General features: G+C 46.8%; 11 protein-coding genes. 9 read left to right on the top strand and 2 right to left on the bottom strand.

Annotation, left to right across the window (positions count from 1 at the left end):
* Positions 1-154: 154 nt before the first annotated feature.
* From CHRO_RS17325 to trmB, 5 genes are all read left to right on the top strand, one after another.
* Positions 155-769 (top strand): hypothetical protein, encoded by a 615-nt coding sequence (locus CHRO_RS17325; protein ID WP_015155536.1) that lies wholly within the window; start codon positions 155-157, stop codon positions 767-769.
* A 305-nt stretch (positions 770-1,074) separates the two neighbouring features.
* Positions 1,075-2,880 carry an ArnT family glycosyltransferase gene (locus CHRO_RS17320; protein ID WP_015155535.1) on the top strand — a complete coding sequence of 602 codons (1,806 nt, stop codon included), beginning with the start codon at positions 1,075-1,077 and terminating at the stop codon, positions 2,878-2,880.
* A 139-nt stretch (positions 2,881-3,019) separates the two neighbouring features.
* Complete coding sequence (locus CHRO_RS17315) at positions 3,020-4,636, top strand: ArnT family glycosyltransferase (protein ID WP_015155534.1); 1,617 nt, start codon at positions 3,020-3,022, stop codon at positions 4,634-4,636.
* A 289-nt stretch (positions 4,637-4,925) separates the two neighbouring features.
* Positions 4,926-6,134 (top strand): FIST signal transduction protein, encoded by a 1,209-nt coding sequence (locus CHRO_RS17310; RefSeq protein ID WP_041463243.1) that lies wholly within the window; start codon positions 4,926-4,928, stop codon positions 6,132-6,134.
* A gap of 207 nt (positions 6,135-6,341) precedes the next feature.
* The gene (gene trmB / locus CHRO_RS17305) at positions 6,342-6,971 is read left to right on the top strand and encodes a tRNA (guanosine(46)-N7)-methyltransferase TrmB (protein ID WP_015155532.1); all 630 of its coding nucleotides are present in this window, start codon (positions 6,342-6,344) and stop codon (positions 6,969-6,971) included.
* 65 nt (positions 6,972-7,036) lie between these two features.
* On the opposite strand, the gene CHRO_RS17300 is transcribed toward trmB, so the two are convergent.
* The gene (locus CHRO_RS17300) at positions 7,037-7,732 is read right to left on the bottom strand and encodes a DJ-1/PfpI family protein (RefSeq protein ID WP_015155531.1); all 696 of its coding nucleotides are present in this window, start codon (positions 7,730-7,732) and stop codon (positions 7,037-7,039) included.
* A gap of 97 nt (positions 7,733-7,829) precedes the next feature.
* Here CHRO_RS17300 and CHRO_RS34435 point away from each other — a divergent pair, with 97 nt between their 5' ends.
* The gene (locus CHRO_RS34435) at positions 7,830-7,952 is read left to right on the top strand and encodes a hypothetical protein (RefSeq protein ID WP_258184070.1); all 123 of its coding nucleotides are present in this window, start codon (positions 7,830-7,832) and stop codon (positions 7,950-7,952) included.
* 91 nt (positions 7,953-8,043) lie between these two features.
* On the opposite strand, the gene CHRO_RS17295 is transcribed toward CHRO_RS34435, so the two are convergent.
* On the bottom strand, positions 8,044-9,639 hold the full coding sequence (locus tag CHRO_RS17295) for a dolichyl-phosphate-mannose--protein mannosyltransferase (RefSeq protein WP_015155530.1): 1,596 nt from the start codon (positions 9,637-9,639) through the stop codon (positions 8,044-8,046).
* 625 nt (positions 9,640-10,264) lie between these two features.
* Here CHRO_RS17295 and CHRO_RS17290 point away from each other — a divergent pair.
* From CHRO_RS17290 to CHRO_RS17280, 3 genes are all read left to right on the top strand, one after another.
* The gene (locus CHRO_RS17290) at positions 10,265-11,494 is read left to right on the top strand and encodes a glycosyltransferase family 4 protein (protein WP_015155529.1); all 1,230 of its coding nucleotides are present in this window, start codon (positions 10,265-10,267) and stop codon (positions 11,492-11,494) included.
* A gap of 339 nt (positions 11,495-11,833) precedes the next feature.
* Positions 11,834-13,036, top strand: a complete 1,203-nt coding sequence (locus CHRO_RS17285) for a glycosyltransferase family 4 protein (protein WP_015155528.1) — start codon at positions 11,834-11,836, stop codon at positions 13,034-13,036.
* Between the two features lie 38 nt (positions 13,037-13,074).
* Complete coding sequence (locus tag CHRO_RS17280; RefSeq protein ID WP_015155527.1) at positions 13,075-15,213, top strand: GumC family protein; 2,139 nt, start codon at positions 13,075-13,077, stop codon at positions 15,211-15,213.
* The last annotated feature ends 1 nt before the right edge of the window (position 15,214 follow it).

Raw genomic sequence — 15,214 nt, 5'->3', positions numbered from 1 at the left:
CCGTATTACATACCAGCTTTAAGCCTGTTTCAATAGTAATAGGGAGCGATCGCAACAGTTACCAGTTTTACAGTAACCAGTTACTAAAAATAGCATCCCGCTCAGTCACCAAACCGCACGTTAATTTCAAGAATTATCTTTATCTGTAGACAATATGAACGCCAAATCTCCCGGATCTTATCCTGCGGTAATTATTGCTTCTGTATTGGGTGTATTGGGATTGGTAGGAATATTACTGCTGTGGTTTCAAGTCTCGATTACTGTCGAACCAATGGGATCGGATACAGCAGTCTTGCCAGGGAAATCAGCGATAAATTCCCCAGATAAATCTGACGTAACTAACAGTACTGCCATTGTTTCACCCGCCTCTACCCCATCAGAGCGATCGCCAGAACCAACAACTATAGCTCAGTCTACTCCACAAGCACCAACCGCAGCACCGGTTCCTGGGGCTTTGCGCGTTAGCAACCAAAGCGAGCAACCTTTGCGCGTCGCACTACTGACAAAACAGCCTGAAACGAGTTCTACAGCTAGCAAGGATAAATACAGCGAACCCATCCACTGGGACTTTGCACCTGGAGAAGGTAGCAGCCAAGGATTAATCTTATCCCTACCTCAAGGCAGCCTGAAACTGAAAAAAGGAGATGTGATTGTCGCTTTCGCCGAAGATGGATCGCGTCGTTATTGGGGTCCATATATCGTAGGCGAGACACCAGCACCAGTTTTAGATCGGCAAACTTCTGAGTGGCAATTAGTTTTACAGCCTTAAATCGGGAGTCGGGATAAGAGAGCTGAGGGAGCTGAGGGAGCGATCGGGAGCAAAACTACCATGCACCACGCACCACGTACCACTTTTTAACCAACTACCAACTACCAATTACCCATTATCCACACCCCACACCCTATTTACTGGTCACTGGTCACTGGTCACCGATCGCTGGTCACCGATCGCTGGTCACTGGTCACTGGTCACTGATAACTGGTCACTGATAACTGGTCACTGGTCACTGTCACCCCACTCCCTACTACAATTAAACACGACCACTCATACGAGTCGTTTGACTGCGCGATCGCATGAAACTGAGTTTGGCTCGCAGCCTCGACCATTGGCTGCAAAACAGATCGGATCGGACAGCCTTAGCTTGGCTGTTGGCTATTATCTGGCTGTTGCTACTAGGAGGAATGGCTTTTTTCTGGCGCTTGGGTAGCAACGGGCTGCTGGATGAGACAGAACCTTTGTTTGTAGAAGCTGCCCGCCAAATGACAGTGACGGGAGATTGGATCACGCCCTATTTCAATGGCGAGACGCGATTTGATAAACCACCTCTGATATATTGGTCGATCGCGATCGCCTTTCACGCTTTAGGAGTCAACGAATGGGCGGCGCGACTTCCTTCAGCGATCGCGGGATTGTGTTTAGTTAGTTTTTGTTTTTACGTCCTGAAGCGTTATGGCATTGCAGCCAGGGCAAAAAAAGAATTTCTGCCAGTGAAAAATCGGCTCTCTAGTCCGAGTCAATTATGGCTGACGGCGGGTTTAGGGGCAACTATGCTCGCCCTTCATCCCTTGACTTTTTTCTTCGGGCGCTTGGGCTACTCAGATATGTTATTGAGCGCTTGTTTTGGCGGCGGACTGTTTGCTTTTTTTCTAGGTTACGCTCAAACAGAATTGCCAAAGGTGCGATCGCGATGGTATCTCACTTTTTACATTCTGATTGCCTTAGCGATTTTAACTAAGGGACCAGTGGGAATTGTCTTGCCAGGATTGATTATCTTCAGCTTTTTGGTTTATCTAGGCAAAGTTAGAGAAGTGTTGCGAGAAATGTCCTGGTTGCGCGGGATGGCGCTGGTGTTAGCCATTACCGTACCTTGGTATATTCTCGTCACGTTGGCAAATGGTGAAGCTTATATTGATTCTTTCTTTGGCGTTCACAATTTCGAGCGATTTACCAGCGTCGTCAACGAACACCAGGGACCTTGGTATTTTCACTTTATTGTTGTTTTATTAGGTTTTGCTCCTTGGTCGATTTATTTACCAGTGGCGATCGCCCGCATTCAGCCTTTACAGCGCCAGCACTGGCAAGATCGACCGCGATCGCACCACCTCGGCTTGTTTGCCGTATTCTGGTTTGTGGGAGTGTTGGGCTTTTTTACCGTTGCGGCAACGAAGTATTTCAGCTATACCTTGCCGTTGATGCCTGCGGCTAGCATTATTGTGGCTTTATGGTGGAGCGATCGCATTGCTCAAACGCAAAGTTTTCGCCGTCCTGGGTGGGGATTTAAACTCAGTTGCATTGCCAACCTAATTTTCTTAATTGTCCTCGCATTTGCCTGCTATTACAGCCCCAACTGGTTAGAAGACGATCCTTCTATGCCCAATATTGGCGCACGCATACAACAGGCGACTTTACCAATTATGGGGGCGGCGATTTGGTTAAGCAGCGCGATCGCGTGTTTAATTCTAGTACTTAAACGCCAGCATCATCGCCTCTGGGGAGTCAACTTAATTGGATTTGTTGCTTTTTTGATTTTTGTAGCATTCCCCTTCTCTCATTTAGTCGATCTCGAACGACAACTTCCTCTACGTCAATTAGCCCAAGCTGTTACCCAAGTTCGCCAGCCTGGGGAAGAATTAGTTATGCTGTCTAAGGGATTTCCCAAACCCAGTTTAGTATTTTATACCCAACACCCCGTTACATACGTTCTGCGATCGTCCCGCACTTCGCGCAAGATTCGGCAAATTCTGGGCGATCGACAGTCGGATACTAAGTCAGTGTTATTAATTGCCCCCAGTAAAGCTCTAGCTAAAACAGGCTTGACACCCCAGCAATCCGAACCAATTAGTCAGGCTGGAATCTATCAATTACTTCGAGTTAGGTAAGAGGCAAGAGGACAAGGGAGACAAGGGAGAGAAGAGAGCTGAGGGAGCTGAGGGAGCAAAAATACTCTACACCCTATTTACCACTAGCCACTAGTCACTCTCCACTGACAACTGATAACTGATAACTGATAACTGATAAATGACAAATGACCAAAAAGTAGCAGCTTTATTAATTGGAGGACTGATATTTAGGATAATCATTGCAATTTTGCTTTATCCTGGTTTTGACGAAGCTTATTACTTTCTCTACACGTTAAATTTAGATTTAAGCTATTTCGATCATCCGCCTTTAGTGGCTCTGATGACGGGTTTTGGTTGTTGGTTAACAGGGGAAGTATCTCAATTTACCATTCGGTTAGGAGCCTTAATCTTACATACAGGCTCTCTATTTTTACTCTATTTAACTGGGACAAGATTATTTTCACCTTCAGCCGGAATATTTGCTCTGGCGATCGCCTCTCTCGTCCCCATTTTTCAAATCGGTTTTGGTGTTTTAACTTTGCCTGATAGTCCTTTAATCTTTTTTTGGACGGCTAGTTTATACTGTACCAGCCGAGAATTTTTTCCTAACAAACAAGAAAAATACCAACCCAGCTATCGTTTGGCAATTCTGGGCTTACTTGTTGGTTTAGCCTGCCTAAGCAAATATCACGGGTTTATTTTAGGACTAGGATTAGTTGGCTTTTGTTTGACTCGTTCCCGCTATCGTTCTGCCTTATATTCTCCTTGGACTCTGTTTGGACTAGGATTATTTTGCTTAACAATTTCTCCCATCTTAATTTGGAATAGCCAGCATGAATGGGTTTCTTTCCGCTTTCAATCACGACGAGGAATTCCCTCGGGAGGATACAATTTCTTAGATTTATTTGTCACTTTCTTGTCTGGAATTGGCTATTTATTTCCCACATTAGGACTTCCTTTGTGGTGGGTTAGCTTAAAGAGATTTTTTAGAAATATATTGGCAAAGTTACCTCGATCGAAGTTTAAGAGAACCGGAAGCGGGGAACGGGGAATAGTAACTGGTAGCGATCGCGAAATATTCATTCTCTGGGTTTCTTTACCCCTAATTTTAGGTTTTACTTGGTTGGGAGGATACAAACAAATCTTACCAACTTGGGCTACACCTGGATTTTGGGGAGCTACTTTGTTGTTAGGGCAAGCAGCAACAGCCTGGAAAATCGCCCATCCTCGCTGGGTACGTCGCTGGCTGTGGGGAACGGGAATCACACTGAGCAGTCTCTTGCTCTTTGCATTGCTGCACGTAACTACTGGAACCTTACAAAAACCAAGTCAGTATGCTTTATTTGGCGGCTTTGTCCCTCCAGAGGACGATCCTTCGATCCAAATATTCGACATTCAGCAGTTGAGACAGGGATTTGCCACATCACCAGTTTTACTCTCTGCTTTACAAAATTCCAGCTTTGTGTTTACCAATCGTTATTATCTCGCCGGACAAATAGGGATGGCTTTGGCTCCTCTCGCGCCAACACCGATGACAACCTTCGATCGCGATTTGCGGGGATTTGCATTTTGGTCAAAGCCTGACGAATGGATTGGCAAAGATGCTTTGTATATCACCAACAATCTTTTCGTCCAAGACCAAAAATTTCTCGATCGCTACAATCTCTACTTCCAATCGATTGAAAAGATTGGCACTGTACCCATCAAGCGTGGCGGAGCAACTATAGATACTTTTCACATCTACCAGGCAAAAAATCTCCTTAAACCCTATCCGCGTCCCTATGGAAACAAGTAGGTAGAGGAGCAGAAGGGCAGGGGGCGAAGGGGGACAAGGGGGACCCCACGACCGAAGGGAGTGGGGATTAGGGGGACAAGGGGGACAAGGGAGACAAGGAAGCAGGGGAACTGAGGGGCTGAGGAGCTGAGGAACTGAGGCAGCAGAGGAAGCAATTCTATCCACTAGCCACTAGCCACTAGCCACTGATAACTGATAACTGAAGTAAGATGCTTTTAAGGAAGATCGATTGCCATAATTTTAGATGAAATGATGCATAAATCTAGATCGAGAAGGGATGGTAGAACTCATGGCAGATAAAATGCAGTGGGCAAACGCCCTATCAACTCGCCCTTCTTTAGAGGCTGCGGTGGCGGAAGTTGTGGAAGTGGCAACTTCTGCTTTACAAGCACCAATAGATTTAGGCATAGTCTTTATTTCGTCGGCTTTTACCAGCGAATATCCCCGCCTGCTACCTTTGCTGAAAGAACGCATATCCATCCCAGTGCTAATTGGCTGTAGCGGTGGTGGAATTATTGGGATGGATGGGCAAAAACAAACCCAAGAAATAGAAGATTTACCAGCCCTGAGCTTGACGTTAGCACATCTTCCTGGCGTGCAAGTCACGCCGTTTCATATCGTCTCAGAGGAATTGCCTGACTTAGATAGCTCTCCTAATACCTGGGAGGAGCTTTTGGGCGTTCCTGCATCTCCTACACCGCAATTCATTTTACTAGCTGAACCATTTTCATCTCAAATCAACGATTTACTTGCAGGACTAGACTTTGCTTATCCTGGTTCGGTGACTGTTGGCGGACTTGCCAGCAGTAGTCAAATGGGTGGTCGAATCAATTTGTTTTTCAACGATAAAGTCTACCGTGAAGGAGCAGTCGGTGTTGCTTTAAGCGGAAATGTCGTGTTGGAAACTATTGTGGCGCAAGGTTGTCGTCCGATTGGCAAACCTTATCAGATCGGCGCTTGCGATCGCAATATCGTCTTAGAACTAGAAGCTCAACCCCCCTTGACAGTGTTGCGAGATATATTGGAAGACTTAAGCGAAGACGATCGCGAGTTGGCACAAAATTCCTTATTCATTGGTGTAGCGCGAGACGAATTCAAGCAAGATTTAGAACAGGGGGACTTTCTCATCCGTAACTTACTAGGAGTAGACCCGAAGTTTGGCGCAATTGCGATTGGCGATCGCATTCGTCCAGGACAGCGCATTCAGTTTCATCTGCGCGATGCCAATACCTCAGCTGAAGATTTAGAATATTTGTTGCAACGCTATCAAATTCAAACTCAATCTTCTCCTGCTGCGGCTGGAGCGCTGATGTTCTCCTGTCTGGGCAGAGGTGAAGGACTTTATGGTAAAGCTAATTTCGATTCGCAATTATTCCGCCAATACTTACCAGGTCTACCCTTGGGTGGCTTTTTCTGCAACGGTGAAATCGGTCCTGTCGGCAATAGTACCTTTCTGCACGGGTATACCTCTGTTTTTGCTATATGTAGGGAACAGTAACCAGTTATCAGTTATCAGTTATCAGTTATCGGTAAAGAAAGGGTGTGGGGCGACAGTGACTCCTGACCAGTGACCAGTGACCAGTTAGTTATTCGATCTCCTCTGCTCCCTCTGCCCCTCTGCCCCTCTGCTTCCTTGTCCCCCTTGTCCTCCTCTGCTCCCTCTGCCCCTCTGCTCCCTGCTCCCTGCTCACTGCTCCCTAAACTAGTGGTTATTCGCGTTCGTCAGCACGTTAATCCGTTAGCTAACAAGTATCAAACTCCGGTCAGTCCGCCAGAGTGGGATAAGATATTTGCTCTGCCTACCCAACCGCTACATCTAGATATAGGTTGCGGAAAGGGACGTTTTGTGTTAGAGATGGCGCAGCTAGAGTCTAGTTGGAATTTTCTCGGACTGGAAATTCGGGAACCGTTAGTAGATGAGGCGAATAAGTGGCGGGATGAATTGGGATTGACCAATTTGCATTACCTATTTTGTAATGTGAATAATTCGCTATTACCTATCCTCAGTTCTTTACCAGAGGGAGTATTGCAGCGCGTCACGATTCAGTTTCCCGATCCTTGGTTTAAAAATCGCCATGCTAAACGGCGAGTCGTACAACCGGAGTTGGTAGAAGAAATCGCCAAATATCTCATTCCTGGGGGAATCGTATTTTTACAATCAGATGTTGAAGCGATCGCAGTAGAAATGCGCGATCGCTTTCTCGCCTGTTCTGTGTTTCAAATCCAGAGTGAAAATTGGTTGTCAGAAAACCCTTTACCCGTAGCTACGGAAAGGGAACAGTCTACTCTGTCGCGTGGAGAACCGGTTTATCGGACTGTATTTCTCAGAAGTTAGTCATCCTGCTATGTTCTTGGTGGGAAGAGTAACCTGGAGGTTAGCTGTTGCGCGATCGCTGGGAATCAGCTTTTCAGTTCCATGTGAGCTGCTGTTTCTTTAGTTTGAGCTAGGAATGCTTCTAGCAGAGGTTTGCCAAACTGCATCAAAGATTGTGACACTCTTTCACCTGCTGTTTCTGGCGTACCTGCATTAAAAGGCGGTTCGGGACTGTACTCCAGCATCAGTTGAGTCATCTTCGCCATATCTTCCCCACAGAGTAAGCCTAGCAGAGTTAAACCAAGATCGATTCCTGATGTGACACCAGCCCCCGTCACTCGATTGCGATCGATCTGCACCCGTTGAGGAACAACTTCAACCCCCAGCATTGCCAGTTGCTCTCGAAATGCCCAATGACAGGTTGCTTTATAGCCTTGCAATAAACCAGCTGCTGCTAAAATCATCGACCCCGTGCATATACTAGTCACATATTGGGCTGTCGTACCCTGCTGTTTCAGGAAATTTAGAATTTCAGGATCTCTCATTATTTCAACTTGTCCCATCCCACCACCAGGGACACAGATCGCGTCAAGGGGTGGACAATCTATCAGTGTTGTAGTTGGAATCAGGGTTAGTCCTTCATTACTGACGATTGGATCTAGCGTTTTCCAAATTAAATGTACTTGCGTATTGGGCGGAAATGCCAGAACTTGGTAAGCTCCCGTCACGTCGAGTTGAATAACGCCAGGATAAATCAAAAAGCCGAATTGTAGTAGGGTCATATTTTCACTATTGCCTGAAATTTCCGATCGTGAAACGATTGTAGGTAGAGGCTCCAATCCTGGGAAGTCCTCAAGTGGGTACACTTTTAGCACGATTATGGTTAGTTCTCTTCGTTCTAGGCGATCGCTACTGCATCAACCGAACGAGAATTGCGATGCAGGTTCATGGATGGTGTCGGCACGTACTTCAGGATACAAAGCTGGGGGATTTAGTTTCTAGATCGAGAGAACCGCACAGCCAATTGCGATATCCAAGGTGTCTCAGATACTTTTGTTAAGCGGCATAGGATTGCAGATAGAAGACCGTTCGATTAAACCCAAGACGGCAACCACATCCGCCAGCGATAACCTTCAGGAGACAGCGGTAGACCTAAATAAAGCGGCATCCAAAAGACAAAAGCCAGAAGAATCAAAAATATTGCCGTTACGCCTAACAGCCGTAGGTTTCTGTGATAACTGCGCAACCATCGATCGACGATCCAAGCCAAGGCTAGCACGGCAAACACCGAAGCACCCATGTAGTGGTACAAAAACGTACAGCGCGTCACCCGCATCCACGGTAATAAATTGGCTAACCAATTCAGGGTGAAGAACAAATAAATTCCAGTATTTTGAATTCCAAAATTTTGAATTCTAGGATTTTGTGATGTAGCAGAATTAACAGTTGCAAACGCAATCGCGCTTTTAGCAACTACCCAAACAGCATACAAAATTGCAACAGCGGAGAACCACCACAAGATCGGATTTCCCATTGCGTGTACGTCGTAGATGACTTTTGCGCTCGCTTCTGGTAGAGGTGGTCCCACGACTGGTACTGATTCGTCAAGAGAAATGGTAGTTTTGTAAAAATAGGCAACCGGACGCAACATCAACAACCAGGTGTACCAGCGAGAACAATATGGATGCACGTCTGCACTACTACCGATGCGTTGGTGATAGAACAAGATCTCGCGCTGCATTTCCCAAAAGTTAGGTGTGGGATTGAGCATGAGGTGAGGAATCCAACTGATACTGTAAATGGCAACAGGGATGATTGCTAGGTAAAAAGCTATTTCTAGGAGAGTTGGTAATTGGTAGTTAGTAGTTGGTAGTTGGTAGTTGGTAATTGGTAATTGGTAATTGGTAGTTGCTCCCTTGTCCCCCTTGTCCCCCTTGTCCCCCTTGTCCCCCTTGTCCCCCTTGTCCCCCTTGTCCCCCTTGTCCCCCTTGTCCCTCCCTACTCCCTGCTCCCTGCTCCCTACTCCCTGCTCCCTTGTCCGTTTGACAATCCAAGCTACAATCCACAACAAATATGCTCCTAATAAAAAACCTAAGCCGTTCCATTTAATTGCAGCGGATGCACCGAAACCTATTCCAGCTAGGGTAAGCCACAAGTAGCGCTTTTTTTTAGGTGCTTTCAATGCTATTAACAAAAACCAATGCCCAAGTAGCCCTAAGATGACTAAATATATATTGTTCAAGGCGTAGCGAGATTCGACGAGAAATAACCCATCGGCGGCGGCGAAGATGGCTGCAATTACAGCATAACTGCGGCGATCGCTCAACTGATAGGCAATTCCCCCCACAACTAGCGGCACAAACGAGCCTGTTAAGGCATTCAGCCAGCGATAACTCCAAGGAGAATGCAAAGAACCCGTCAGTCCGTTCACTATGTCTCGGTCGATCGGCATGTGACCGCCCAACCACATCGCGATCGCGATAATGTATTGACTCAGTGGTGGATGGGCGTTAAAAAATTGCGTTTGCGTCAGATAGTTGTTCGCAAATTTTGCATAATACACTTCATCAAAGACTAGTGTATTGAATCGACTCAATTGCCAAAACCGCAAGCCAGCGCTGAATGCAAACACTGCAACCATAGCGATCGCCAACCAGGGAGGACGCGGAAACTTTCTAGTAGAGGGCATATGATGTCACTCAACTCAAAAGAGTTAGCACATGCTAAAATCAGTCTTCTATCTTAACGACCTAACCGTGCAATGGAGCCACTCCCAAGGCGATTGTACTCACTTTTGCTAGTTTTTCACTTGATTCAGACTATTTAATGCAGCCCATCTTTCAGCTAGACATAAGCTAGACAAGTACTTTTGCCAGCAGTAGCGGTTATTAGTTTAAATATATTAATCAATCATGGATTGCTTCTGGTATGGCAAATCTAGTATAAATCTACATGAACTAAAAATATTGTTAATTTCAGTCTTCAACCTGTTCGCCCTCAAACACGAAAGCACGTAACCCCAAAACTGTTAGATGCTCTGTTTCCAGAAAAAATCTCTCACTGGAGAAGACTAGACTATCTGTTGTTGTTAAAGCTCATTTAGGCTGAGAAACCCTCAAAATTCTGTCATGTTTCGTAGTGGTAAAGTTAGCCGTGAGGCAAAAGACATGGTAGAGAGATTGCAGCAGAGCGAAAAATAACGACTGCCGATCGAGTAGGTGACGTTCTTAACTTGACCTAATGTATTAAATTAGTATAAATTTTATAACGCCAAGTAAAATAGACGAAAAATTCAGTTTCTGAAGCAAACTAGAATGCGAAAACCAGTTTTAACCATTTTTTATCAGTTTAATCCCTGGTTTCCCAGCATAGGAGGCATTCAAACCGTCATTCGATACTTTATCAAATATGCTGCTAGCGAGTTTAATGTCAGAGTTGTAGGAACTTCAGACCGAGCTAATTTCTCTTCTAGAAAGTGGCAAGAAGCAGAGCTGGAGGGAAGGGCGATTCAGTTTTTTCCCTTGCTGACCGTGGAGAATGATGATGTAAGGGGTTTGCTGCCGACCACGGTAAAATACACCGCAGCGTTATTGCAGCATGACTTCGCTTCAGATTTCATGCACTTTCATCGAATCGAACCAACGCTAGCCTCGCTTAATTGGCAGGGAGATAAGACTCTTTTTATTCACAACGATATTCGCCAGCAAATGACTGCCAAGGATAATAAGAAGGCAATCTTATGGCGATATTTTCCGGCAGGCTATTTTGCGCTAGAAGGACTATTAATAAAGCAATTCGCCGAAATTTTATCGTGTAATACGGAATCAGTCAAGCTTTATCAACAGCGTTATGCTAATCTAAGCGAACGAATTAAATACATCAAAAATCCGGTAGATAATGGAGTATTTTACCCGCTTTCTCCCGAGCAACGCGAGGAAGGAAGACGCGCCTTAGCAGCGCGGATGGGCAAATCGGTGGAGACTCGTTTTTTATTATTTGCCGGACGCTTGCACCCGCAAAAAGATCCCGTTTTGTTGGTGCGATCGCTGTTTGCCATGCAGCAGCCAAACGTACACCTCCTAATTGCAGGTGCGGGAGAACTAGCTGAGATAGTAAAAGCAGAGATTGCTCGATTAGATCTATCTCAGCAAGTGACTCTGTTAGGCGCGGTTCCACCAACCGAACTCGCAAAGCTACAACAAGTTTGTAGCGCCTTTGTATTAACGAGTGCTTACGAAGGCTTGCCGCTAGTAGCGTTAGAAGCATTAGCTTGCGGTACGCCAGTAGTCACTACAGATTGTGGAGAAACACCTAAATTACTGAGTTCAGGTAGCGGGATCGTTTGTCAAGAACGCACGCCAGAAGCGATCGCCTCTGCCATAAGTCAGATCCTTTCACGAGATAAAAATTATACAATCGAAGCTTGCGTGCGGGCTGCTGCACCATACGGGGTGCGTCAAATTGTCAGTGATGTGTATCAAAATATGTGGGTGCGCTGGGAACAGCGTCAGTTAGCATCTGGTGTGTCTACAAGTTATGTCTAGCTGGTCAACCTATGGATGAGGAAGTATGACAGGGATAAGATACGACCCGAATCAACTTGCCGCAGCTGTGGCAAAAGAAGCGGTCTCCGATGCCAATCTAAAGACCGCTAGGCTCCCAAACACACGTAAATCTCAGGAGTCCACTCTTATACTAGCCAACAAAATTTGCCTCGCCCATAGTTTCTAAGGGAAAGCTCAAGATTCAACAATTGACTCATTGGAACGAGTAAGGACAAAAAAGATCGACAAATTGAATGCAACAAGCCAGCTAGTCTTCTAAGCCAATCTAGAGACGACTGGTATACCCAAACACACGTAGATTTAACAGACACACTTTGCATGAGAATAGCCGTTATTGGTGCTAAAGGATTGCCCGCCAACCAGGGTGGTATCGAACATTACTGCCAGGAAATGTATCCCCGTATGGTGGAACGCAATCATTCCGTAGACCTGTTTGCCCGCTCCTCTTATCTAGGTTCTTCCTGGCTGGAACAGTATAAATACAAAGGGGTGAGAGTTATTTCCTTGCCCTGTTTGCAGCTAAGAGGAGCAGATGCCTTTTTCACTTCCCTACTAGGGGCGATCGCGGCAAGCGGTAGTCAATACGACATCATTCATTTCCACGCTCTCGGACCCTCGGTATTTAGCTGGTTGCCAAAATTTGCCTCCACTGCCAAAGTCGTTGTCACCTGTCAGGGCTTAGATTGGCAGCGGGCAAAGTGGGGTAAAATCTCCAGCCGCATCTTACATGCAGGCGAACGAGCCGCAGCACGATTTGCAGATGGAATTGTCGTCGTCTCTGACGAACTGCGCACCTATTTCAAACAGACATACAATCGCGACACGGTTTACATCCCTAACGGACCCGCTAGATACGCTCCTACAGATGGTAGTTTTGCCTACGGTACTTCCTTAGGACTGACTCCAGGCAAATACATTACCTATGTCGGCAGACTCGTACCGGAAAAGCGTCCAGACTTGCTAATTCAAGCTTTTCAAAAGCTAAAGCCGCGTGACTGGAAACTCGTTCTCGTCGGCGGGACAAGCGATACTAATGCCTTTGCCACCGAGTTATCAGAACTCGCTAATAACAACCCTAACATTGTCTTTACAGGAGAACTCCGGGGGCAAAAACTAGCAGAAATCGTGCGTGGGGCGGGATGTTTTACTCTCCCTTCCGATTTGGAAGGACTACCCCTAGCCATGCTAGAAGCCATGCAAGAAGGCGTACCAGTCGTCGCCAGCGATATTCCCGCCCACCAGCAATTAATTGCTCAAGATCGGGGATTGCTGTTCGGGGCTGGCGACGTAACAGATTGCACCCAGACTTTAGAGCGAGCGATCGCCCATCCCGAAGCACTGGCTGCAATGGCAAATCGAGCGCAAAAATACGTTCAGCAGCACCATAACTGGGATGATATTACTACTGAAACTCTGAACGTGTACAAAACACTGAATCAGACAACAACAATCCGCCCCAGTGTTGCCAAGCAACTGGCTACTACCCCTCCCGTTCAAGCTTCAGAAAAAATAAGTCGCTAACCACGTTAACCAACAGGCTGATAGATGAAGGTGTTGTGATGGAACAGAAATACGCGCTTTTACCGACAATTTTTTATCGGCGGCGCTTGCCCGCTTTAGCCACCTTCATCTCAGTGATGCTTGGTGCGCTGGTCTATCTTATATTTGCCCCCAGGACTTACGAAGCAGAAGCGCGGCTGATGCTTGATGGCAAACAATTGAGCCTAGCTGGAGAAACAGGACGCGATTTGACTCAAGAATCAGCCCGACTTGACTCCAACCCAGTCGCAACCCAAGCGGAACTCGCCCTTTCCCAAAAAGTTTTACGTCAAGCAATTTACGAAGCGTATACGGCAAATAATCGCAATAGTAACGCAGAACCACCAACGGTAGAAGAACTCAGAAAACAGTTAAAAGTTAAAACCGTTCCTGCAACTAGCATTCTGGAAATTAAATACAGCAACAAAGACCCCTTAATCGCGGCTAAACTGCTCAATGCTTTAACAGAAGCCATGATTAACGAGGATACGGCAGTGATTCGGCGCGAGGCTGGCTCGGCACGGCAATTCTTAGCAGTAGAAGTTCCGAAAAAACGCGCCCAGCTTGCCCAAGTAGAAGCAACGCTATCGCAGTACAAGCAATCGCAGGGAATTGTCTCGATCGCCGACGATCAAGGACGGGACAACGCCCAGACGACGAGTATAGTCGAAAGTCTAGCCCAGATAGAAGAACAGGAACGCACCACGCTTGCCCAACTGCAAGAAGTTAAGGCACGCAATAGTTCGCTAGAACAGGTGACAGATAGCAGCACCTTAAAAAATACCTATGCCACCGTCCGCAGCGGGCAGAACGAGCAACTGCAAGCACTACGCACGCAATTAGTAGAGTTGGAGGCAAAAGTTGCTAGCGCTCAATCGAAATATAAAGCCGACAGCCCACCACTGCTGAATTTAATCGAAGAACGGGATGCAGCCCGCGCCCTCTATCAGCAAAAAATCGGTAGCGAAACAGGCAACCCAGCGGCTAGCACTCCCAACGCCGCTACTGACAAGTTAAGCCAAGATCTTGCCACGCAATTAATTACTGGAGAGGTTGAGGCTTCAGCATTAGAAGGTAGACTTGCAGCAATTCGTCGCGATCGCGCTACCCTGCAAGAACGCCTCAACCAACTGCCAATCCGCGAACAAGGATTAGCCGCCTTGGTACGGCAACGCCAAGAAGCAGTCACCTCCTTAGAGTTTTTGCAGCGCAAGTTAGAAGAAGCACGGATTGCCGAAGCGCAAAAAGTCAGCAACCTGCGTCCGGTTGACCTTGCCGAGCCGCCCAGATTACCGACTTGGCCCAATCCCGCGATCGTTTTGGTACTTGCCACCGTCGCTGGAGGTACGCTAGCCCTCGGGACTGTGCTGTTACAAGAAGGACTCGACGGCACGCTACGCAATGCTACAGAAGCAAGCAGTCTAGTCGAAGTTCCCATCATGGGGGTGCTGCCTGTGATCTCACCAGAAGTCAGGGGCAAAGAATACGCTGATGCTTTGATGCAAGAGCCAGCGATTCTAGAATCCTATCGCAGCCTGCTGAGATCCTCAGAATTTGCTGCCAACGAGGATATTAAAGTTATCGTCGTCAGTAGCGCTCTGTCTGGTGAAGGCAAATCTTTAGTGTCTTCCTACCTTGCCGCAGTCGCCGCCACCCTATCGCGCCGCACCTTACTCATTGATGCCGACTTACGTTGTCCGACACAACACAAACTTTTTAAACTTGCTGCCAAACCAGGTCTTGCAGAAGTGGCACAGGGTAAGCTAGCTTTGGCAGAAGCCGTTCAAACTACGGGTATTGACAAATTAAAAGTTCTATGCAGTGGCAGACCTCGCAGCCATCCTTCGGAATTATTTGAATCCAGGCAGATTCAGCAAGTTATCGCCGCTGCTGCGAGTCAATACGACCTGATCGTCATAGATACTCCCCCCGTGACGAGTTGCGTCGATGCCGTGAGCTTGTGCGGCAACGGCGAAAAACTACTCCTAGTTGCCCGTCCGAGCTTTACGCAAAGGGATATCTTCACGCAAGCAGTGGCAGAACTCAGGGCGAAACGAGTCGAGATCTTGGGAGTTGCCGTCAATGGGATCGATCCTCAAATTGACAAGTACTACCGTTATGCTTTCCAAAGCTACAAGACTCTGACTAATGTTTCCTAGA

The sequence above is a fragment of the Chroococcidiopsis thermalis PCC 7203 genome (assembly GCF_000317125.1).
Classification (GTDB): domain Bacteria; phylum Cyanobacteriota; class Cyanobacteriia; order Cyanobacteriales; family Chroococcidiopsidaceae; genus Chroococcidiopsis; species Chroococcidiopsis thermalis.
Note: the sequence above shows the minus strand (reverse complement) of the source record. Positions and strands in the feature narration are given on the sequence as shown.

Excerpts from the sequence above, each read along its gene's own strand:
- CHRO_RS17325 (WP_015155536.1), top strand. The coding sequence starts at position 155 with ATGAACGCCAAATCTCCCGGATCTTATCCTGCGGTAATTATTGCTTCT.
- CHRO_RS17320 (WP_015155535.1), top strand. The coding sequence starts at position 1,075 with ATGAAACTGAGTTTGGCTCGCAGCCTCGACCATTGGCTGCAAAACAGA.
- CHRO_RS17315 (WP_015155534.1), top strand. The coding sequence starts at position 3,020 with ATGACAAATGACCAAAAAGTAGCAGCTTTATTAATTGGAGGACTGATA.
- CHRO_RS17310 (WP_041463243.1), top strand. The coding sequence starts at position 4,926 with ATGGCAGATAAAATGCAGTGGGCAAACGCCCTATCAACTCGCCCTTCT.
- CHRO_RS17300 (WP_015155531.1), bottom strand. The coding sequence starts at position 7,732 with ATGACCCTACTACAATTCGGCTTTTTGATTTATCCTGGCGTTATTCAA.
- CHRO_RS34435 (WP_258184070.1), top strand. The coding sequence starts at position 7,830 with ATGGTTAGTTCTCTTCGTTCTAGGCGATCGCTACTGCATCAACCGAAC.
- CHRO_RS17295 (WP_015155530.1), bottom strand. The coding sequence starts at position 9,639 with ATGCCCTCTACTAGAAAGTTTCCGCGTCCTCCCTGGTTGGCGATCGCT.
- CHRO_RS17290 (WP_015155529.1), top strand. The coding sequence starts at position 10,265 with ATGCGAAAACCAGTTTTAACCATTTTTTATCAGTTTAATCCCTGGTTT.
- CHRO_RS17285 (WP_015155528.1), top strand. The coding sequence starts at position 11,834 with ATGAGAATAGCCGTTATTGGTGCTAAAGGATTGCCCGCCAACCAGGGT.
- CHRO_RS17280 (WP_015155527.1), top strand. The coding sequence starts at position 13,075 with ATGGAACAGAAATACGCGCTTTTACCGACAATTTTTTATCGGCGGCGC.